21 protein-coding genes are annotated in these 19,285 nt (G+C 70.1%); 9 read left to right on the top strand and 12 right to left on the bottom strand.

The features are described 5' to 3' along the window. Positions 1–362: 362 nt before the first annotated feature. The 5 genes from MZC64_RS33295 to MZC64_RS48225 all read left to right on the top strand — a co-directional run bounded on the left by MZC64_RS33295 (position 363) and on the right by MZC64_RS48225 (position 4,552). On the top strand, positions 363–1,220 hold the full coding sequence (locus tag MZC64_RS33295; RefSeq protein WP_247763527.1) for a trypsin-like serine protease: 858 nt from the start codon (positions 363–365) through the stop codon (positions 1,218–1,220). Then, a complete protein-coding gene (locus MZC64_RS33290; RefSeq protein WP_185003734.1) occupies positions 1,217–2,080 on the top strand; it encodes a serine protease in 864 nt (287 codons plus the stop codon). Before MZC64_RS33295 ends, MZC64_RS33290 begins: the two co-directional genes overlap by 4 nt. 204 nt (positions 2,081–2,284) lie before the next feature. Next, positions 2,285–2,716 (top strand): hypothetical protein, encoded by a 432-nt coding sequence (locus tag MZC64_RS33285; RefSeq protein WP_247763526.1) that lies wholly within the window; start codon positions 2,285–2,287, stop codon positions 2,714–2,716. Further along, positions 2,713–3,315, top strand: coding sequence for a DUF3558 domain-containing protein (locus tag MZC64_RS33280; protein WP_247763525.1), 603 nt, complete (start codon positions 2,713–2,715; stop codon positions 3,313–3,315). Before MZC64_RS33285 ends, MZC64_RS33280 begins: the two co-directional genes overlap by 4 nt. 1 nt (position 3,316) lies before the next feature. Then, the gene (locus MZC64_RS48225; protein ID WP_282106276.1) at positions 3,317–4,552 is read left to right on the top strand and encodes a hypothetical protein; all 1,236 of its coding nucleotides are present in this window, start codon (positions 3,317–3,319) and stop codon (positions 4,550–4,552) included. Between the two features lie 48 nt (positions 4,553–4,600). On the opposite strand, the gene MZC64_RS33270 is transcribed toward MZC64_RS48225, so the two are convergent. From MZC64_RS33270 to MZC64_RS33260, 3 genes are all read right to left on the bottom strand, one after another. Beyond that, positions 4,601–5,482 (bottom strand): spermidine synthase, encoded by an 882-nt coding sequence (locus tag MZC64_RS33270; RefSeq protein WP_247763524.1) that lies wholly within the window; start codon positions 5,480–5,482, stop codon positions 4,601–4,603. Next, on the bottom strand, positions 5,479–5,886 hold the full coding sequence (speD, locus tag MZC64_RS33265) for an adenosylmethionine decarboxylase (RefSeq protein ID WP_247763523.1): 408 nt from the start codon (positions 5,884–5,886) through the stop codon (positions 5,479–5,481). Before speD ends, MZC64_RS33270 begins: the two co-directional genes overlap by 4 nt. Before the next feature lie 102 nt (positions 5,887–5,988). Further along, the gene (locus tag MZC64_RS33260) at positions 5,989–7,062 is read right to left on the bottom strand and encodes a type III PLP-dependent enzyme (RefSeq protein ID WP_308301098.1); all 1,074 of its coding nucleotides are present in this window, start codon (positions 7,060–7,062) and stop codon (positions 5,989–5,991) included. 568 nt (positions 7,063–7,630) lie between these two features. Here MZC64_RS33260 and MZC64_RS33255 point away from each other — a divergent pair. Then, entirely contained in the window at positions 7,631–8,632 is a 1,002-nt protein-coding gene (locus MZC64_RS33255) for a helix-turn-helix transcriptional regulator (RefSeq protein WP_247763522.1), read from the top strand. 77 nt (positions 8,633–8,709) lie between these two features. Here MZC64_RS33255 and MZC64_RS33250 read toward each other — a convergent pair whose 3' ends face one another. After that, on the bottom strand, positions 8,710–9,564 hold the full coding sequence (locus tag MZC64_RS33250) for a serine hydrolase (protein WP_247763521.1): 855 nt from the start codon (positions 9,562–9,564) through the stop codon (positions 8,710–8,712). Beyond that, positions 9,561–10,517 carry a LysR substrate-binding domain-containing protein gene (locus MZC64_RS33245; protein WP_308301097.1) on the bottom strand — a complete coding sequence of 319 codons (957 nt, stop codon included), beginning with the start codon at positions 10,515–10,517 and terminating at the stop codon, positions 9,561–9,563. The genes MZC64_RS33250 and MZC64_RS33245 overlap by 4 nt, the downstream gene beginning before the upstream one ends. 116 nt (positions 10,518–10,633) lie before the next feature. Here MZC64_RS33245 and MZC64_RS33235 point away from each other — a divergent pair, with 116 nt between their 5' ends. Beyond that, on the top strand, positions 10,634–11,638 hold the full coding sequence (locus MZC64_RS33235; protein WP_247763520.1) for an MBL fold metallo-hydrolase: 1,005 nt from the start codon (positions 10,634–10,636) through the stop codon (positions 11,636–11,638). On the opposite strand, the gene MZC64_RS33230 is transcribed toward MZC64_RS33235, so the two are convergent. From MZC64_RS33230 to MZC64_RS33220, 3 genes are read right to left on the bottom strand one after another with little or no spacing between them, the layout of a single operon-like run. After that, positions 11,628–12,356 (bottom strand): DNA alkylation repair protein, encoded by a 729-nt coding sequence (locus tag MZC64_RS33230; protein ID WP_247763519.1) that lies wholly within the window; start codon positions 12,354–12,356, stop codon positions 11,628–11,630. The genes MZC64_RS33235 and MZC64_RS33230 overlap by 11 nt on opposite strands. Beyond that, the gene (locus MZC64_RS33225) at positions 12,356–12,775 is read right to left on the bottom strand and encodes a glyoxalase superfamily protein (RefSeq protein ID WP_247763518.1); all 420 of its coding nucleotides are present in this window, start codon (positions 12,773–12,775) and stop codon (positions 12,356–12,358) included. Before MZC64_RS33225 ends, MZC64_RS33230 begins: the two co-directional genes overlap by 1 nt. Continuing rightward, entirely contained in the window at positions 12,772–13,260 is a 489-nt protein-coding gene (locus MZC64_RS33220; RefSeq protein WP_247763517.1) for a hypothetical protein, read from the bottom strand. The genes MZC64_RS33225 and MZC64_RS33220 overlap by 4 nt, the downstream gene beginning before the upstream one ends. 95 nt (positions 13,261–13,355) lie before the next feature. Between MZC64_RS33220 and MZC64_RS33215 the strand changes: the two genes are divergently transcribed. Next, positions 13,356–13,919 carry a TetR/AcrR family transcriptional regulator gene (locus MZC64_RS33215; RefSeq protein ID WP_247763516.1) on the top strand — a complete coding sequence of 188 codons (564 nt, stop codon included), beginning with the start codon at positions 13,356–13,358 and terminating at the stop codon, positions 13,917–13,919. On the opposite strand, the gene MZC64_RS33210 is transcribed toward MZC64_RS33215, so the two are convergent. Next, the gene (locus MZC64_RS33210; protein WP_247763515.1) at positions 13,916–15,655 is read right to left on the bottom strand and encodes a lipoxygenase family protein; all 1,740 of its coding nucleotides are present in this window, start codon (positions 15,653–15,655) and stop codon (positions 13,916–13,918) included. The two genes, MZC64_RS33215 and MZC64_RS33210, sit on opposite strands and share 4 nt — an antisense overlap. An 82-nt stretch (positions 15,656–15,737) precedes the next feature. Next, the gene (locus MZC64_RS33205) at positions 15,738–16,670 is read right to left on the bottom strand and encodes a trypsin-like serine protease (protein ID WP_282106274.1); all 933 of its coding nucleotides are present in this window, start codon (positions 16,668–16,670) and stop codon (positions 15,738–15,740) included. A 116-nt stretch (positions 16,671–16,786) separates the two neighbouring features. On the opposite strand from MZC64_RS33205, the gene MZC64_RS33200 reads away from it, so the two are divergent. Continuing rightward, positions 16,787–17,785, top strand: coding sequence for a LysR family transcriptional regulator (locus MZC64_RS33200; protein ID WP_247763513.1), 999 nt, complete (start codon positions 16,787–16,789; stop codon positions 17,783–17,785). A 153-nt stretch (positions 17,786–17,938) separates the two neighbouring features. On the opposite strand, the gene MZC64_RS33195 is transcribed toward MZC64_RS33200, so the two are convergent. Both MZC64_RS33195 and MZC64_RS33190 read right to left on the bottom strand, forming a co-directional pair. Continuing rightward, the gene (locus MZC64_RS33195) at positions 17,939–18,673 is read right to left on the bottom strand and encodes a DUF4429 domain-containing protein (protein WP_247763512.1); all 735 of its coding nucleotides are present in this window, start codon (positions 18,671–18,673) and stop codon (positions 17,939–17,941) included. Between the two features lie 52 nt (positions 18,674–18,725). Then, positions 18,726–19,271 carry an EF-hand domain-containing protein gene (locus tag MZC64_RS33190; RefSeq protein WP_247763673.1) on the bottom strand — a complete coding sequence of 182 codons (546 nt, stop codon included), beginning with the start codon at positions 19,269–19,271 and terminating at the stop codon, positions 18,726–18,728. Positions 19,272–19,285: the final 14 nt, after the last annotated feature.

Here is a 19,285-nt window from a genome sequence, read left to right as displayed (position 1 = left end):
CACGGTAGTTCCAGAAGAGACAGTAAGGTGTCATTCGACGGCTCAGCAGCGAGCTTTCGTCGAGCGCACGGCTGACGAAGGTCGGGTCAACCCCATCGTTTGCCCGGACACAGCCGTGGTCATCCAGTTCAGACGCGCGACCCCTGCCCCGGGTTGGCCGAACTGAAAGTGACCTGGATCACCGGCCGTTTGGCCCACGTCGATCGTAGCCCCAGCTCCGGCCGATCGTCTGATGTGGCCCGATCAGCGCTGCGCATAGCGTCGCGGGCACCCCGTAGCCGATCTTCGGGTGGCGGGGGTCTGCACACCTTCCTGCCAGCACAGAGACAAAAGGGGCACTCATGCTTGGTAGACGTCTCCTCATGGCCGTGTTGGCCGCGACACTCGGCGTGGTGGCCACCGCCGGCGTGTCCGCGGCGGCGCCGCCGAAGAACCCCGGCGACCCGGGCGCGCTGGTCGTCGGCGGCACCCCGGTGCCGGATGGCAAGTACCCGTTCATGGCCACCCTGCAGGACGCCCGGTTCGGGCCGACCGCCTATGACCGGCACAACTGCGGGGGCACCCTGGTCGGGCCGCGGGTCGTGCTGACCGCGGCGCACTGCGTGGCCTTCTACACCCCGGAGACCATCGCGAACCTGTCGGTGATCGTCGGGCGCACGCAGCTGTCGATGAGCCAGGGTGAGGAGCGCAAGGTGCGCTTCGCCCAGGTGCACCCCAAGTACAAGGCCGACGGCAGCTTCGACATCGCGCTGCTCTCCCTCGACCAGCCGGTCACCACGATCAAGCCGGTCCAGCTGGTCACCCCCGGCACCGACGCGCTGGAGCGTCCCGGCCGCATCGTCACCGGCATCGGCTGGGGCAACACCGAGGCGCAGACCGGTTTCCCCGGCGGCGGCGTGGTCAACTACCCGGACCGCCTGCAGGAGGTCGACGTCCCGCTGATCTCCAACGACGAGTGCGCGGTCTCCTACCCGGACACCTCCGACCGCGACCTGTGCGCCGGCAAGTCCGGCAAGGACACCTGCCAGGGCGACTCGGGCGGCCCGCTGTTCGTCTCCCTGCCCAGCCGCAACACCTTCATCCAGATCGGCGTGGTCAGCCGCGGTCGTGGCTGCGCGGCGCTGGGCTTCCCCGGCGTGTACGCCAAGCTGTCGCACCCGGAAATCGGCGGCTGGATCCAGAACCCGACCACCCTCGCGTCGTTGGAGGCAGCCCAGTGAACCGTGGCAAGCGACTGCTGTTCGCGGCGATGACCGCCGCACTGGGCCTCGGCCTGCTGACGGGGACCTCCGCCGCGTCCCCGTCCGGCCCGCCGCCCGGTGACCCTGGCGCGCTCGTCGTCGGTGGCACCCCGGTGCCGGACGGCAAGTACCCGTTCATGGCCACCATGCAGGACGCCCGGCGCGGCCCGACCGCGTACAACCGGCACCGCTGCGGCGGTTCGCTGGTGGGCCCTCGGGTGGTGCTGACCGCCGCGCACTGCGTGGAGGGCTACACCGCCGAGACCATCAAGAACGTCTCGGTGATCGTGGGCCGCACCCAGCTCTCGGCCACCCAGGGTGAGGAGCGCGCGGTCGCGGGCTTCGAGATCCACGACAAGTACGCCGCCGACGGCAGCTACGACGTGGCGCTGCTGTTCCTGGCCACCCCGATCACCACCATCAAGCCGATCCAGCTGGTCACCCCCGGCACCGACGCGCTGGAGCGTCCCGGCCGCCTGGTCACCGGCATCGGCTGGGGCAACATGGAGGCCCAGCCGGGCTTCCCCGGCGGTGGCGTGGTGAACCGGCCGGACCGCCTCCAGGAGGTGGACGTGCCGATCGTGTCCAACGACGAGTGCGCGGTGTCCTACCCGGACACCTCCGACCGCGACCTGTGCGCGGGCCGGACCGGCAAGGACACCTGCCAGGGCGACTCGGGCGGCCCGCTGTTCGTCTCCCTGCCCAGCCGCAACACCTTCATCCAGGTCGGCGTGGTCAGCCGGGGCCAGGGCTGCGCGGCCATCGGCTACCCGGGCGTGTACGCCAAGCTGTCCAACGTGGAGATCGGCGAGTACATCTCGCCCCGAGCACGTTCCTGATTCAACTAACGGCAATTGACGCTCCGCCAGTGCAATTCACTGGCGGAGCGTTACTTTCTCCTGAGTAGTACTACTCCTTTTGAGGGATCCTGCCTTTGAGTGGATCCGTTTCCTTTCCCGATCCGTCCATGGTTACGATGCCTGGGGGATGGAAAAAGCCAGCTGCGGCCGACAATCGCCGCGCTGACAGGGGAGGACAGCGACATGGCGGATCCGGACGAGCACCTGCTCACGCCCAGCCAACGCAAGCTGCTTGACCAGCAGAAACGAGAGAACCCGAACCCGGTGCCGGTTGACGTGCAGGGCTCACTGAGCCAGGCCGGCCGCTACCGCATCGACCCAGCGCACGCAGGCAAGGCCCTGGCCAAGCTGGAAGAGGCCCTGGCCGAGGTCCGGGCCATCGGCCGAGACTCGCTGCGGCTTCAGCAACTCGACCCGCCGTACAACGACCCGTACAGCAAGGCGGCGGTGAAGGCGATCACCCAGCGGGCCAGCGACGAGCAAGGCTGCCATGGCAAGGCCAACCGCGACCTGGCACAGACGCTCGAAAATATGATCAACAACATCAAGGCTATGGTGCGCGAGCACGAGAACACCGAGGGCAAGAACAAGGGCATCGGAGGACACCGCTCGTGACCCGCACAGTCCAGCTCGCCGCCATCATCTCACTGAGCACGCTGGCGCTGGCCGGCTGCGGCGGCGGTGCCCCCGACCCCACTCAGACGACCAGTGCTCCGACCAGCACCAGCAAGCAGAGCCTCGCACCACCGATCAACAGCCCGCTCTCGGCCGAGGCATACAAGGATCGGCCGTGTGACCTGCTCACCCCTGCGCAGCGTGCGGTTGTGGGTGCGACCAAGTCACCGAAGACCGAGGACACCGTGCTCGGCCCCGGCTGCGTCTGGTACCCCAAGGACGTCAGCGAGGATGTCGAGGTCGCGGCAACCTTGTACACCAAGCCTGACGCCGTGAAGTGGGAGCGGTTCTTCGAATTGAAGGACCGCAACCCGTTCTTCGAGCCCGCCGGTGAGCTGGCTGGTACTCCGGCCGCGCACACCAACAACGAGAAGACCGCCGAGCGTGGCGGTTGCACCACCAACCTGGGCCTGAGCAAGGACCTCATGATGGACGTGTCCGTGAACCTGCCGTTGAAGTCCCCGGACTACAAGACGCCGTGCAAGGTCTCTGACCGGATGGCGACCTTCGTGATCCAGAACCTACGGGCGGGGGGCTGAGATGGGCCAGGAGATCAGGTACGCCGCGATCAGCCGGGACGGCAGCCTGCCACGCTCCCAGGCATTCGACGGGCGCACCATCTACGACTACTTCAACCAAGGCGTCAAAGGCACCGGCCCCACCACCGAGGCCAACAAGGACAAGTGGAACAAGCTCGGTCAGCGTTACGACGCCGTCGCCCAGCTGATCACCGACGCCATGTCGGTAGGCCGGATCGCCTTCGAGGGCAAAGCCGCCGACGCCATGCAGAACAAGATCGCCCCCGTAGTCGCCATCGCCACCCAGGCCAAAGGCGTCTGCGACAGCGTCGCCCTCCAGGTGGCGGCGCAGGGAGATCACGCCCGGCGGGCGCAGCAGGCCATGGAACAGGTGCCGGATGTGCCCGACAAGCCGTGGCTCAACGATTTCAACCCGATGGACACCGACTTCGACAAAGCGAAGCGGGCCGAGGGTGAGGCGTTCAAACGTAACCAGGAACGCTTCGAGTCCTACCGCGGCAACACCCAGGGCACCGTGGACGCCCTGCCCCAATACCAGTTCCAGCCACAACCCGAACTGACCCTGGACACCGGCAACGGCAACCCCGGCGAAGTCGACCCCGGCCGCCGCGACCCAGGCCGAGTCGACCCACCACGCGGACTCCCAGGACAACCAGGCCGACAGGATCCGCCGGGTGGCATCAGTGGCGGGACCGGAGGCGGCGGCACCGGCAACGACCAGGTACGCAACGACTGGAACATCCCAGCACCACCCCCAGTCGGCGGACCCCCACTGCCACAACCCATTCCCGCACCCGGACCAGTCCCCGGACCGAGCCCGCTGCCGATGCCAGTGCCACCGCCCGGTTTCCCGCCCGGCGGCGGGCAGCCGCCCGGGGCCGGCGGTGGCCGTGGTGGCCAGGGCGGTGGGTTCGGGCCGCGGGGCAGCGCTGGGGCGTTCGGCCCCGGCGGTGCGGGTGGTTCCGGTGCTGGCAAAGGTTTCGGGCCCGGTGGGTCCGCGGGCATCGGCGCTGACCCGCACGCGGCCGGCGGTCGTGGTGGACCCGGTGGGGCGGGCGCGCGGGGCGCGGCCGGGACGCCGGGCGGCCCGATGGGCGGGGGCGCGGGCGGTCGCGGCGAGGAGGACAAGGAACGGCGCAGGCCGGAGTACCTGATCGAGACCGAGGACATCTTCGGTGACGTCCGGACGGTCGCGCCGCCGGTGATCGGCGAGACCGGCGGGCCCTACGGGAACTGAGTCACCACGCGTGCCGGTCCGTTCCGGCGGACCGGCACGCGGGTGCGTTCAGCGGTAGCTCTTGCGCACCAGGTACGGCGGAATGCTGTTGCCGCGCAAGGACTCCGCGTCGATGGAGGCGGGCGCGTAGCTGCTCGTGCCGAGCCGCTCGACCATTTTCTCCACCGGCTCAGCCACCTCGTCGGCGCGGCCGAACAGGTAGGCCCACTCGTGCTCGTCGGAGCCGTAGTAGACCACGGTGCCGAAGGTGTCGTTGAAGCGCTGCCAGGAGCGGACCAGGGTGGTGTTGCGCCACATGGTCTGGCAGCCGGCCTGGGTGATCACCACGCCGCCGGGGGCCAGCACCGCCTTGCACATGCCGAGGAACTCCTCGCCGTACAACCGGTTGTGCTGGGCCTCCTCCTCGCGCTCGTCCGGCAGGTCCACCAGCACGATGTCGTAGCGCAGGCTCTCGTCCGCGGCGGCGTCGATCAGGTACTGCCAGCCGTCGGTGTAGTGCACCCGCACCGGACCCTGGTGCGCCTCGGCGGCGGCCAGTTCGGCCGGGGTGTAGCCATAGGGCAGGTTCTCCGCGCACACCTTGACGCACTCGGAGTCGATGTCCACGTGGTCCACGATCTCGGCGCCGAAGGCCACCGACAGCTGACAGACCACGCCCTCGCTGGAGCCGACCACCAGTACCCGCTTGACCTTCTCCGCCAGCAGCAGACCGGGCACCAGCAGCGCCTCGTGGTAGGTCAGCTGGCTGTACTCGGTGCTCTGCCGGTCGTTGTCGCAGAACAGGGACACGCCCTGCTCGGTCCGGCCGATCACCACATGCTGGAAGGCGGTGTCGCCCTCCCACAGCACGTCCTGCACGTCCCAGATCCGGGTCAGGCCCGGTCCCACGGGTTCGCGGATGACCCGCGTGGCCTCGACGACACTGGTCATGGGGTCACCTTCATCTCGTTCTGGTTTTCCAGGCCACGCCTGATGGTCCGGCTCTGCACCGTGCTGGCGCCCATCGCCTCGGCCAGCAGGCCGACCGCGACCTCGGGCTGGGCCTTGGTGCCACAGGTGAACACGTCGACGAACACCGACCCGATCTCCGGATAGGTGTGCAGGGAGGCGTGGGACTCCGACAGCAGGGCGAGCACGGTCACCCCCTGCGGATCGAACTGCTTGGAGATGACTTGCAGCACGGTCGCACCGGCCCGCTTCAGCGCGTCATCCAGGATCTGGCAGAGGAACACCTCGTCATCCAGCAACGCGGCGTCGATCCCGTCGATCTCCGCGAGGACGTGCTGTCCGCTGAACAAGCCGACGGTCTGCACCGCTTCAGGAGCAATGGACATCTATCAACCTCCCTACTGTCGAAGTAGCGCGCGGGGTTCGCGCGCAGGGAAGGCCCATCCCGCACGGGGATGGGGAGTTGGGGTGGGTGTGCTGGTGTCGGGTCAGAGGCAGTGCGTGGGCAGCGGCGCGAAGCCGTTGAACTCCACTGAGGCGTAGCTGGCGGTGTAGGCCCCCGCGCTGAGGATGTCCACGTGGTCTCCGGCGCGTAGCGCCAACGGCAACTCGTACACCGTGCGCTGGTAGAGGACGTCGTCGCCGTCGCAGGTCGGCCCGGCGAGCACCACCGGTCCGCGCGCGCCCTCCGGCGGGCCCGCGGCCAGCCGGTAGGTGATCATCTCGCCCTCGGTCTCGGCCAATCCGTTGTAGCGGCCGATGTCCAGGTACACCCAGCGCCGTTCGTCCACATAGGACTTCCGGGCGACCAGCACGACCTCGGTGCGGATGATCCCGGCGTCCGCGGCGATCGCGCGGCCGGGTTCGATCAGCACCCGCGGCCGGTGCGCGCCGAAGTGCTCGGTGAGCGCGCCCTCGATGGCCTCGGCGTACTCGGCCAGCGGCGGCGTGCTCTCGGTGTAGCGCGCGGGAAAACCGCCGCCGAGGTTGACCAGCGTGGGCTCGATGCCGCGCTCGCGCAGGGTCCGGGTGATCCGGCCCGCCTGAGCGATGCCCTCGTGCCAGGCGTGCGGGTCGACCTGCTGGGAGCCCACGTGGAAGGAGACCCCGGCCGGCCGCAGGCCCAGCCGGCCCGCCTCGGCGAGCAGGTCCAGGGCCATGTCCTCGGCGCAGCCGAACTTCTTGCCAAACGGCGTGCCCGCGCTCTCGTTGACCACCAGCACCCGGCAGAAGACCGCGGACCCCGGCGCGTGCTCGGCGAGCTTGGCCAGGTCCTCGGCGCTGTCGGTGACGTAGAGCCGGACCCCGGCCGCGTAGGCGCGGGCGATGTCGGCGGCCTTCTTGATGGTGTTGCCGTAGGAGATGGTCTCCGGGCGGGCGCCCTGGGCCAGGCACAGTTCGATCTCGGCCGGGCTGGCCACGTCGAAGCGGGAACCCAGCTCCACCAGCAGCGCCACCACCTCGGGCGCCGGGCAGGCCTTCACCGCGTAGAAGATCTCCGCGTCCGGCATCGCCGCGCGCAGGTCGAGGAAGCGCTGCCGGACGATGTCCAGGTCGAGCACCAGGCAGGGGGTGGCCGGCCGTTGGGTGTCCAGAAAACGCTGGACTCGGCCGGTATCGGCGGCTGTCGGCGGAAAAGTCGATGCGACCGTGGGGCGGGTGCGTGAATCCGTGTGCACTCCGGCAACGGCGAGGCGCTCGACCATTCCGCTAAATACCTCCGTCCCGCTACGCACGACACGCAGCGCAGCCTGCAACTCTAGGCCACCGCGACGGGTGATCCATACTCCGATCCGGTCAGACCCCGGGTCTGTCCACTGCGGACGGGTATCAACGCAGGTCACCGGGTGTACCCCGGCGAGCAGGCCAACGAAACGAGACGGATGTCACTGGCCGCGGCCGGTCGGCGGCGGCAGCCGGGCAGCGGATCAGGGAGCGCTGCTGTCCCAACCAGACTTCACGTGCGCCAGGGTGCAGGGCGGGGACCCGGTGAGCTAGCGGTTTCACTTCTCGCTGAAACCTAGGACGTTCAAAGTTTAACGGCACACCTAACTGTTTCAGCTTGTAACATATCGCCACCGCGGTCCCGCCAGCCGCGCCCCGTCCGCCCACTCGCCGCTGGAAGTCCCCGTGCTTCGCATCCACTTCACACCGGCCGACCTGGCCAGAGTCAGGCTCAACGACGGCGCCGACCCGCTGTGGGAGATCCTGCTCAGCCTGCACCTGGTGCAGTCCACCATCGGTTCCCAGACCTTCGGGCACTGGCGCAGACTGGCCCGCGCCGAGCTGACCTCCGCCACCGGCCTGCTCACCGTGCTCGCCCCGCCCACCGGCTATTCGGCCGACTTCCTCACCCCGCCCGTCGCCGGACAGACCCTCCTGGACGGCATCGAAGCGCTCTGCGGCACGGCCAAGCCGGTGCTGCACCGCGATCTGACCAGGCTGGCCGCCGAACGCAGGCTGCCGGGCTGGGCCGGTGAGCTGGCCAGGGGCGAGGCGCCGATGCTGCGCAGGCTGGGCACCGCGCTGCACCAGTACCACCGGGTGGCGCTGGCCCCCTACTGGCCCGCGGTCACCGCCGCGGTCCAGACCGACCGCCAGGCCAGGAGCCAGGCCCTGCTCTCCGGCGGCCTGGACCGGCTGTTCAGCACACTGCACCCGGCGATCCGCTGGCAGGCGCCGGTGCTGGAGGTCGACTACCCGGTCGAGCAGGACCTGCACCTGGACGGCCGCGGCCTGCTGCTAATCCCGTCCTTCTTCTGCTGGGGCCGCCCGATCACCCTGGAGGACCCGGACCAGCCGCCGGTGCTGGTCTACCCGGTGGCCCGGACCAGCGACTGGTCCTGGTCACTGGGCGAGCGGCCCACCGGCAGCGCCGCGCTGGGCACCCTGCTGGGCCGGACCCGCGCCCAGCTGCTGGACACCATCGCCAGCACACCGAGCCTGACCACCACCGAACTGGCCAAGCTGATGCACATCTCCCTCGCTGGGGCGAGTCAGCACGCCAGCGTGCTGCGCAACGCGGGCCTGATCACCACCGAACGCCGGGCCGGCGCCGCCTACCACCGCCTCAGCGCGGGCGGCTCGGCCCTCCTGGATTCCTCCCGCACCCAGCTCCGCCAGGCCCGCTGACCCCCACCCGCCCACTTGGCCACACTCGTACGCCCAGTTGGCCCAACCGGGCGTACGACTTGGGCCAACTCGGCGGGTCAGCGGTGGGCGCGGAGGTGGTCGATGGCGAGGCGGGCGGTGGTGCCGATGACCGCGTCGGCGGCGGGCAGGGCGAAGGCGGTGCTCGCGCTGCGGGTGAAGACCGCGACGGCGTAGCGGCCGCCGTCGGGGTACTCGACCACGCCGATCTCGTTGCGCACCGTGGGCAGCGTCCCGGTCTTGCCCGCGACCCGCACATCGTCGAAGGGGAAGCCCGAGGACAGCCGGTGCGGCCACACCTGCAGGCCCATCGCCCGTCGCAGCAGCGCCGCGCCCGGGGTCTCGTCCCGCCAGATCAGTGCGAGCAGCCGGGTCATCTCCCTGGCGGTGGAGGAATTCGTGCGGGCCGGATCAAGCACTCGCAACCGGGCGAGCACCGCCGGATCGGCCAGCAGCGCCGGATCGGGGCCGCCGGCGTCCTCCGCCATGGTGGCCTGTAGGTCGCGGCCGTAGTGCCGGATGGTGGTGGCGGTCAGGCCCAGTCCGGCGAGGGTGTCGTTGAGTGCGGGCAGGCCGATCCGGTCGAGCAGGGCGTCCGCGGCGGCGTTGTCGCTGACCGCGATGGCCAGGTAGGCCAGATCGCGCAGGGACAGCGTGATCGGATCCTGCATGGCGCCGATCCCGGTGGGTCCGCCGGTCCGCTCGCCGGGGCGCAGGGTGATCTGCTCGGCCGGATCCAGGGCCGACCGGTGCCAGGCCACCAGCAGCGGCACCTTGAACACGCTGGCCAGGCAGACCGGGGCGTCGGCGCGCACGGCGAGCTGGCCGGGGCCGTCGAGGTCGGTGGCGTGCAGGCAGCCGGTGACCCCGGCTTCGGTGAAGGCGGCCTCGATCCGGCCGCGAATGCCGCTCATACCCAGAACTCCGAGACCGGTCGTGGATGCAGGGCGCTGCCCGCGGGCAGGGTGGTCTGGCGCATGCCTGCCGCGCCGAGGACCTCGGCGACCGCGGCGGCGAAGGCGTCGGTGGCCGCGGTGCGCCGGTCGGCCGGCCAGACCGGGGAGGTGCGCTGGATCAGGGGTCCGCCGCGTAACGGCCGGGAGCGGAGTCCGGGGTGCCGGGCGGCGAGGGCGCCGTCGTCCAGGGCGACCGCGGTCCCGGCCAGGACCAGGCCGGCGGCGAAGTCCGGGTTGCCTGCCGGGTGCACCTCGCCGGGGGTGAAGCCGTGCCGGGCGCAGCCGGTGAGCAGTTCGTCGTACCAGGCGGGCGCGGCGGCCCGCGGGAACAACACCAGTCCGCCGCCCAGTTCGGCCAGTCCGATCTCCTCCCGTTCCGCCAGCCGATGCCCCACCGGCACCACCACTTCCAGTTCCCGCACCAGCACCGCGCCCATCGACAGTCCACTGTGGACGTCGAAGGGATGGCGCAGGATGCCCACGTCGAGGCGTCGCTCGGCCAGTCCGCGCTGTTGTTCCGCGGTGGTGATCTCGTGCAGTTCCAGTTCCACCCCGGCGCACCGCTGCCGGAACGCGCTGACCAGGGCGCCGATCGCGCCGCCGCCGAGGTCCGGCAGGATCCCGGCCCGCAACCTGCCGACCTCGCCGCGCGCGACCTGACCCGCCAGCGCGCGCAGCCGCTCGGCCCGCTCGACCAGGTCCCTGGCCTCGGTGAGCAGCAACCGGCCGCCGTCGGTGAGCGTGACGGTGCGCGCGGACCGGTCGAACAGCCGCACGCCCAGCTCGCGTTCCAGGCGCTGGATGCGCTGGGACAGCGGCGGCTGGGCCATGCCCAGGCGGTGCGCGGCCCGGCCGAAATGCAGTTCCTCGGCGACCGCGAGGAAGTAGCGGAGATGCCGGACCAGGTCCACGAGCAGCGATGATATCGGATCGGGTATGGCTGCGGTTGCGATATCGATGTTGGACACGTGGAACCGGGCTCTGATCAACTCGCGCCGTTCGAGTCGATGAGGAGAGGGGATCTTCGATGTGCGACGAGTGCGCCGGAGCGGCGAACCCTGGCCGGCGGAACCTGTTGCGCGGCCTGCTCGCGGGCACCGCGGGAGCGACGCTGGCCGCCACCGGTCTGGGCGCGGCGGTGGCCCAGGCGGCCCCGGGTTCGGCCGGGCAGGCGGGCCGGGTCAGTGCCGGGGTGCGGTTCCGGTGGCTGGGGGTGGCGGGGTGGGAGCTGAGCTTCGACGGACGGCGGGTGCTGATCGACCCGTACCTCAGCCGGTTCCGGTACACCACCGCCGCGGGCGCGGTTGACCCGTCGGCCCCGCTGACCACCAACCTGCAGCACCTCGCCCCGGTCCTCGACGATCCGGCGCCGGTGGAACTGATCCTGCTCACGCACGGGCACTGGGACCATGCCGCCGATGTGCCGCACCTGATGAAAGCCTTGCACCGCAAGGACAAGAACACGCCCCGGGTCACCGGCACCGAGACACACCGCTGCCTGCTCACCGCACTGGGCGTCGATCCAGGGCGGATGATCGACGTCCGGGGTGGGGAGTACCTGGACTTCCAGGGTTTCACCGTGCGCGGGTTCCGGAGTCTGCACGGGACCGGCGCGAACTACCAGTACTTCGCGCCCGGCACCCACCGCACTCCCCCACCCCGGCCGACCACCATCGGCGAACTCGTCGAGGGCGGCACCCTGGCCTACCGGGTGGATGTCGGGGACCGGTTGTCGGCGGTGTTCATCGGCACCGCGGCGTTCATCGAGAACGAACTGGCGGGGCAGCGGCCGGATGTCGCCGTGCTGAGCCTGACCGGGGGCACCACCTATCAGTTCGTGGAGCGGGCCCTGGTCACCCTCGGACGGCCCCGGTTCGTGGTGCCCAGTCACCACGACCGGATGGACACCCCGCTCGGCACGCCGGGGGTCGATCCCCAGTTGCTGCGGGATTTCCGGGCGGTGGTGGCCCGGATCAGCCCGCGCAGCACGGTGATCGAGCCGGACGGGCACCTGGGCACGTTCACGCTGTAGCGGCTTTGAGTTCCCGGTAGTGGCGGCGGCGATCCTCGGGCAGGCGTTCGATGGCGTAGCGCAGGGTGACCCTGGGCATGGTCGGCGCGTGCGCGTCCAGGAACTCGCGGTGGCGGTCGGGGGCCCGGTTGCCGACCTCGCGCAGCCAGCCGCCGACCGCCTTGTGGATGAGATCCTCCTTGTCCCCCAACAGGATTTCCGCGATGGCCAGGGTGTCCTCGACCTCGCCCTTGCGCAGGAAGAAGGCGGTGGCGTAGATCGCGGTGCGCCGGGCCCACAGGTTGGCGGAGCGGGCCAGCCGGTAGAGCGGGGCGCGGTCCCGGGGGTAGAGGTAGCCGCCGACCACGTGCGGGGCGGCCAGGTCGACCAGGTCCCAGTTGTTGATGCGGTCCAGGCGGCGCAGGTACAGCTCGTAGAGTTCTTTCCGGCGGTCCTCGGGGGTGCGTTTGCGGCGGGCGTGTTTGTCCATGATGGACAGTGCACCGGCCCGGATCTCGTGCAGTGGACTGTCCAGCAGCCGGTCCAGTTCGGCGATGGGCATGTCGAGAAAATCCTTGGCCACCTCGAACAGCGCACCCATCCGCACGCCCAGGAACACATCACCCTCGCCGTACTCGCCGGGCCCGGTCTTGAAGTAGCGCTGTAGCTTCTCCTGCTCCACCGGGTCGGCCAGCGCGGTGAGCCGGGCGGTGAACGCCGCGGCGGTCAGCGTGCTCATCAGTCCACGCCCCGGCTGGTGATCTGCTGCACCGCCCAGCTGTTGCCGTCCGGATCGTCGAAGAAGACGAAGCCCTGGTTGTTGAGATCGTCCTCGGCGGTGGCCGGCCGGAAGCCCCCGGCGCCCGCCACCTGGACCTCGGAGACCGGCACCCCGCGCTCGGCCAGCTGGGCGTGCGCGGCCCGCACATCGCCGACCACAAGCTGCACGCCCTTGAGCGAGCCGGGCGCCATCTGCGACATGCCCTTGCTGATCACGATCGAACAGCCCGAGCCGGGCGGGGTGAGCTGGACGAGGTGCACCTCCTCGCTGATCTTGGTGTCGTGGTCGACGGCGAAACCCAGCTTGTCCGCGTAGAACTCGCGGGCGCGGGCCAGGTCGGCGACCGGGACGATGACGACTTCCAGGGTCCACTTCACGGTGATCCTCCTTGGCTGACACGGGAGTACAGCACGGCACCCCGACAGCGGAGGCCGAGGAACACCGCGATGGTGGCAGCCAGGAAGACGATCTGCAGCGCGGTGCGCGACCACAGCTGGTCGAACACGCTCAGGGACAGGCCGTTGAGGGCGGCGTAGACGTTGGCCGGGAACATCACCAGCAGCAACACGGTGAGCGCGCCCGCGGCCCAGCGCGCCGTCGGCGTCCACAGCAAGCCCACGACCCCGGCCAGTTCCAGCACGCCGGTGACCGTGACCAGGAATTCCGGCGCGGGCAGCCAGGGCGGGACCATCGCGATCAGCTCGGCCCGCAGGCCGATGAAGTGCGCCAGGCCGGTCGCGGTGAACATCGCCGCCAGCCCACCGCGCAGCGGCGCCGTCCACGGCCGCAGCCAGCGCACGCCCAGGCGTCCGGCCAGCCACAGCACCAGGGTGACCACGATCAGGATGACGAACGGAGCCATCGCCCCACCTTCCCCAGAAGCTCAAACTTGTCGGTGACAAGATGCGCCGCGAACAGGCATCTTGTCAACGTCTAGATTCGGGTTAGGGTGGTCACATGGCGACCAGGGACTCCTACCACCACGGCGATCTGCGGCGCGCGCTGCTGGCCGCGGCCGTCACCGCGATCACCGAGCAGGGTCCGGCCGGGTTCAGCCTGCGCGAGCTGGCGCGGCGCGCCGGGGTCTCGCACGCCGCGCCGGTGCACCACTTCGGCGACAAGGCGGGCGTGTGCACCGCGCTGGCCGCCGAGGGGTTCGAGCTGCTCGCGGACGCGCTGACCGAGGTGGCGGAGCGGACCGGCAGCTTCAGCGAGGTGGGCGTGGCCTATGTGCGGTTCGCGGTCGGGCACCGGGCGCACTTCGAGGTGATGTTCCGCCCCGAGCTGTACCGCGCCGACGATCCCGCGGTGCTGGCCGCCCGCGAGCGGGCGAACGCGCCACTGGTCAGCGGGGTGCGGTCGGTGCGCCGGGCCGGGCCGGAACTGGGTGAGATCGCGGCCTGGTCCCTGGTGCACGGGTTCGCCACGCTGTGGCTCACCGGCGCGCTGCCCCCGGCGGTCGGCACCGATCCGGAGGCAGCGGCGCGGGTGATCACCGCGATACTGGTCAGCGGGCTCTAGATGTTGGTGCTGTTGGGAATCAGCGAGGGCTGCAGGTACTCGTACGGCACCGCGCGCCGCTGGTTGCGGGCGGCGATCGCGTCCTCCACTCCGCCGAGCTGGGCCTGGAACCGCCGGTGCGCGGCCGCGGCCGGGCCGGTGGCGAAGTCGCGGCCGTAGTCGCCGAGCGTGGTGTGGTGGACCGAGCCGAGGAAGGTCATCACGCAGAACTGTTGCACCGCCACGTCCAGCGGGGGCAGGTTGGCCAGCCAGTCCGCCTCGCTGTGCCCCTTGCCCCTGGGCTCCGGCGTGTACCCGGCCAGAGGGTTGGCGGGCAGGAAGGCCAGGTGGTCCTTTTGCGCGAAGTTCACCGCCGCGTGCTGCGGACCCGCAGTCCAGATGACCATGGTCAGGATCTCGGCGAGATCGGCCTGGTCGGCGATTTTCCCTGGCGTGGCGCCAAAATCGCGGACCTGGCCGTCGGTGGCGACCTCGGCCGCCCAGGACTGGAGTTCGTGGTCGGCGCGCACGTCGGCGTCATCGCGGTAGTACAGCGCGACGAACTCCTGCACCCAGTCCTGGATGGCCTGCCAGACCAGCAGACCGTCGTCGCGGTACGGGTAGTGCGGCAGCGACCGGCTGCCGGTGCCGTGCCCAGCGAGCCTGCTCGGCAGGTAGTTGTCCCGGAAGGAGTGGTTGGCGCGGTGCTTGGCCAGCCACGGGTAAGTGCTCTTCAGGTCCGAGCCGATCAGGTACTCCACCGCCTTGCCCGGCTGGATCAGCAGTTCCACCGCGAGCTTGTTGATCGAGAAGGTGCCCTCGAAGTGCCTGCGCAGCAGTACCCACACCGGGTGATTCGCGGCGAAGTTGCGCACTCCGGCCAGCAGCACCGGTTCGCTCATCAAGTGGGTGAAACCGAGGTGGGTCAACACCTCGTGGTAGGTGTTGTGCGCGGCCAGCACGCAGTTCTTGGCCAGGCTCCAGGAATGCCCGTCGGCCGGGGTGTAGACCTCCCGCCCGGCCGGGTCCTGGCCGCACTGGATCGCGAACGGCCGCAGCTGATCACCGTTTCTGGGCACGCAGAAGGCCACCATCGGCGCGTACATGTACTTGGGCGCCTGCGGGTGGGTGCCGTTGTCCAGTTCGGCCATGGACTCGTAGTCCACCCAGTACACCCGGCCGGCGGCGATCGCGGTGGCCAGGTCGTCGGCGCCGAGCTGGGGCACCTGGTCGAGGTGTTCGGTGGTGATCGGGAACTTCTCCGGGATGTGTGTCATCCGGGTGAGCCGGGTCGGGTCCGGTCCGGCCACGAAGCACTCGGCGAAGTAGTCGTCACTCCGGAAGCGCTCCATCACCGAGGGTGGTTGGGACAGCGCGAAAACGTCGCGGAAATCCTGCAGGCTCTTCTCCCGGACATCGCCGGTGACGCCGCCGGGCAGCGGCATGAAGTAGTCCACGATCCCGGCCATGTCGTCTTGCCGGACCATCGCGGCCAGCTTCAGCGGCGCGAGCGGCTGCAGGTCGTTGACGAAGTTCCACTTGCCCTGCCGACGCAGCATCCGCAGGTTCAGCCGCAGGCGTTCCTGCTGTTCCAGGGCCCGTAACCGCCACCGGGAGGACGGCGCGTCCTCCTCACCGCCGCCCGCGGCCACCGGGAAACCGAGTTCCAGGTTGTACCGGTAGGCGGCGCGGACGGCGGCCACCTGGTCGGCCCGGTCCGCGCGCTGGTCGCGGTGCGAGATCAGATAGTCGGCCACAGGCGCGAGGCTGCCACGGGCCCGCGAGCCTTCGGCGGTGATCCGCGGGCCCGTGGCAAATAGTGCGGGAAATAGGGTCCGGTCAGGAGTTGCAGGCCCCCAGGTCCTGCCAGTACCAGGGTCCGGCGCCCGGTTCCTGGGCCCGGTTCCACCAGATCGAGCGCCAGCGGCGTCCGTTGTGCGCGACCTCGGTCTCCGGCGGGTACAGCTGCTCCGTGCTCCAGGCCGCGGTGCTGCCGCAGCCGGTGCCGGGATCGCCGCCGGTGACCTGGTCGATCCACTGCTTGTGCGCCGGCACGTTCATGTAGATCGCCGGGGCCTGCCCGCAGGTCGGCTGACCGCGGCCGGCCCGGCTGGTCGCGCCGGTCAGCTCCCAGCGCCCGTTGCCCTGGCGGACCGCGGGACCACCGGAGTCGCCGTAGCAGGCGCCCGCGCTGGGCAGGCCGCCCAGACACAGTTCGGTCTGCGGGTTGAAGTTGTCGGTGCAGCCACTGGCCTGCACCTGCACATCGATCTCCTGGAGCTGGGTCGGCGCACCGCCGCAACCGCGGGTCGGGCAGGTCTGGCCCCAGCCGATCAGCCGGGAGTCCGTGCCCGCCGCGCCACCGTCGGCGGCGAGCGCGATCGGCGCCTGCGGCACCGCGGCGCTGAGCCGGACCAGCGCGATGTCACCCTGGCCCTGCACGATCTGCGCGGTCTGCGCCAGGGTGCCGCCCGCGTTCCAGGTGGTGCTGCCGACCCGGATCCGGAACCCGCCGGGGCTCTGGCCCTGGACACAGTGTTTCGCGGTCACCACCCAGGTCGGGGTGATCAGCGAACCACCGCAGAAATGTCCCTGACCGCCTTGCAGCGAGGCCATGAACGAATACACCTCGCTGGCCGGGCGGCCACCGACGATCAACGGTTGAACATCGTCATTGTTGGTTGTCGCAGCATTTACCGAGGAGGCGAACCCGGTCGTCAGGGCCAGGGCGGCGACCAGCGCCGCACCCCATCCCCGCCAGCTTGACCACATGTCTTGTCCTTTCCGCAGGGCCGCCGGAAAAGCAGGGCAGGGACTCCGGCGGATGCACTGAAATATCGTCCGAACGTCGGGTGTCCGGTCATCGGAATTGGCGATAACTTCGGTTTATGGCTGACCTGGAGCTACGGCATCTCCGTGCGGTCTGCGCCATCGTCGAGACCGGCAGCATGAGCAAGGCGGCCGTCCGGCTCGGCCTCACCCAGCCAGCGCTCACCGCGCAGCTGCAGCGGGTGGAACGCCTGGTGGGCGGGCGGTTGTTCGACCGCAGCCCCACCGGCAGCACCCCCACCGAACTGGGCCGATACGTGGTCAACACCGCGCGCCTGGTGCTGGACGACTTAGATCATCTGCTGGCTTCCGCGCAGGACCGGGCGCGCACCTTCACCCCGCAGCCGCTGCTGGCCGGCTGCATGCCGATGCTGTTCCTGGCCCGCCTGGTCGCCGAATTGAGCAACCGGTTGCCCTGCTCGGAGGTGCGTACCGAAATCGAACCGGTCGGGCACACCCTGGTCGAGATGCTCAACTCCGCGCGGCTGCACCTGGCCGTGTTCGAGCGCTTCGACGGCCTGGAACGCCGCAAACTCAGCGGCGTGGAAATCCGCACCCTGGTGCTGGAGCCCCAGTTCGTCGCCGTCGCCGAGGACCATCCCCTGGCCGTCCGCGAGGTGATCTCCTTGGCGGAGCTGGCCGACTGCGACTGGGTGGTGCCGCCGCCGGAGGCCAACAGCCTGCGCATGCAGCTGCACACCGCCTGCGCCAGCGTCGGTTTCACCCCGCGAATCCGGCACCACACCTGGGAAGCGGGCATGGCGCGGGTGCTGGTGGAGAACGGCGCGGTGTCGCTGGCCGCCCCGGCTTCGCGCAGTGGCAACGGAATAGCGGTCCGGCCACTGCTCGGCGACCCGCTACAGGTGCCGATCATGGTGGGGGTGCGCACCGACGGCGCCCTGGCCGGGCGGGCGCACGAGGTCTTCGCCAGCGCCGCCTACGCCTATCGGTCCATTGTGGACAGAAACCCGACCTTCGCCCAGTGGTGGGCCGACCACCCCGAGGCACACGCCGAACTCGACGCCGCCATGCTGGTCTGCCCACCCCTGGCGGTCTAGAGGTCACGTCCGTGATTCGCCGGCGTGTTGGCCGTTGTCGTACCCAGTCTTGGCCGAACTGGTACCACTTGGGCCAACTGGTACGCCCACTTCAGCCAACTCGGCGTACCAGTTGGGCCAACTCGCCGTCCAGAACGGCCAACACGATGGCGGTTAGGTCTGGGACACCAGTGCGGGTTCGGTGGCTGGGGTCAGGCGGGCGGCGAGTTCCGCGGCCAGGTCGGCCATCCGGCCCTCCTCGGTGCCCGCCATGAAGCGGACGGTGTGCGGATCACGGCGCGGGTCTGGCCGCAGTTCCGCGCCCGGCAGCAGGAATCGGACCAGTCCGGAGCGGTGCGGCTTGGCCGGGATGAACTCCACGCCCTGCAGCTCGGCGATGGCGAGTTCGTGCCGCCGCGGCTTGCGCATGCCGGAGTTGAACTCGATCAGCAGGCGCTGCTCGTCCAGGGTGACCACACCGTCCAGGGTGGACACCCGCAGCCGTACCGGGTCGGTGACCGGGGCCAGGCCGGGCGCGTGCGCGTCCGGGGCGAGCAACCGCGGGTCCGGCACCGGGTCAGCGGAGAGCCGCGAACGTAACTCGGCCACGAACGCGCCGTTGTCCGCCCGCCGATTCGAGTGCAGCACCAGCGCGTCCACGTCCAGCTCGGGCCGTCGCGGCTCGTGCCCCGGCAGTTCCCCGGCCAGCCGCAACCGCAGGTACGGCCGACGGCCACCGGCCTCGTACTCGACGTCGATGATCGCGGACAACGGCACCCGCCGCGGACTGCGCGCGCTCTTGACCGCACGCGTGCTCAGGCGCGACGGGAACCGCAACTCGACGGCGTCCTGGTGCAGGACGGCGTCACCGTCGTGGCCCTGGAGGGTGCTGACTGGCCCGGAAATCACCGGGCAATGGTAGTCAGGGTCGCGTGTGGACGGTGTGTATGCGACCGATCTCTCAGGTGGAGCCGAAAAAGGCGTTGGCTGGCAGGTCGAGGTCGGCGGTGGCCTCGGTGTAGTGGGTCTTGAACGCGGTGAGCCACTCGTCCACGCTGACCTTGCCGTCGCCGTTGGCGTCCAGCAGCGCGAACAACCGCGGCGCCTTGGCCAGGGAGAATCCGGCCAGGTACATGAAGGCGACGAACTCCTCCACCCCGATGTGCCCGTCGTCATTGGTGTCGGCCAGCGCGAACCCGGCGGCCAGGGCCGGGCGGAACACCCGGTCGAAGCCGGCGTCGGACTCGGCCAGCGCGGCGCCCACCGCGGCGACGAACTCGGCCTTGCTGATCTGGCCGTCGTTGTCGGTGTCGGTCAGCTCGACCAGCGCCCGCCAGTGCTCCCGCATGCCTTCCAGGGCGGCGATGCCCTTGAGCGAGTCGGTCTCGTTGAACCGCACGCAGAAACGCTTGCTGCGCTCCTCCAGGTCGGTGAGCTGGATATAGCCGTCGTTGTCCTCGTCGAAGGCGGCGAAGGAGTGTTCGAGCTTCCGCACCAGTTCCGGCATCACGCGCACATGGT

It is taken from the genome of Crossiella sp. S99.2 (assembly GCF_023094165.1).
Classification (GTDB): domain Bacteria; phylum Actinomycetota; class Actinomycetes; order Mycobacteriales; family Pseudonocardiaceae; genus Crossiella.
Note: the sequence above shows the minus strand (reverse complement) of the source record. Positions and strands in the feature narration are given on the sequence as shown.

Excerpts from the sequence above, each read along its gene's own strand:
- MZC64_RS33295 (WP_247763527.1), top strand. The coding sequence starts at position 363 with ATGGCCGTGTTGGCCGCGACACTCGGCGTGGTGGCCACCGCCGGCGTG.
- MZC64_RS33285 (WP_247763526.1), top strand. The coding sequence starts at position 2,285 with ATGGCGGATCCGGACGAGCACCTGCTCACGCCCAGCCAACGCAAGCTG.
- MZC64_RS48225 (WP_282106276.1), top strand. The coding sequence starts at position 3,317 with ATGGGCCAGGAGATCAGGTACGCCGCGATCAGCCGGGACGGCAGCCTG.
- MZC64_RS33270 (WP_247763524.1), bottom strand. The coding sequence starts at position 5,482 with ATGACCAGTGTCGTCGAGGCCACGCGGGTCATCCGCGAACCCGTGGGA.
- speD (WP_247763523.1), bottom strand. The coding sequence starts at position 5,886 with ATGTCCATTGCTCCTGAAGCGGTGCAGACCGTCGGCTTGTTCAGCGGA.
- MZC64_RS33250 (WP_247763521.1), bottom strand. The coding sequence starts at position 9,564 with ATGAGCGGCATTCGCGGCCGGATCGAGGCCGCCTTCACCGAAGCCGGG.
- MZC64_RS33235 (WP_247763520.1), top strand. The coding sequence starts at position 10,634 with ATGTGCGACGAGTGCGCCGGAGCGGCGAACCCTGGCCGGCGGAACCTG.
- MZC64_RS33230 (WP_247763519.1), bottom strand. The coding sequence starts at position 12,356 with ATGAGCACGCTGACCGCCGCGGCGTTCACCGCCCGGCTCACCGCGCTG.
- MZC64_RS33220 (WP_247763517.1), bottom strand. The coding sequence starts at position 13,260 with ATGGCTCCGTTCGTCATCCTGATCGTGGTCACCCTGGTGCTGTGGCTG.
- MZC64_RS33215 (WP_247763516.1), top strand. The coding sequence starts at position 13,356 with ATGGCGACCAGGGACTCCTACCACCACGGCGATCTGCGGCGCGCGCTG.
- MZC64_RS33205 (WP_282106274.1), bottom strand. The coding sequence starts at position 16,670 with ATGTGGTCAAGCTGGCGGGGATGGGGTGCGGCGCTGGTCGCCGCCCTG.
- MZC64_RS33200 (WP_247763513.1), top strand. The coding sequence starts at position 16,787 with ATGGCTGACCTGGAGCTACGGCATCTCCGTGCGGTCTGCGCCATCGTC.
- MZC64_RS33190 (WP_247763673.1), bottom strand. The coding sequence starts at position 19,271 with ATGCCGGAACTGGTGCGGAAGCTCGAACACTCCTTCGCCGCCTTCGAC.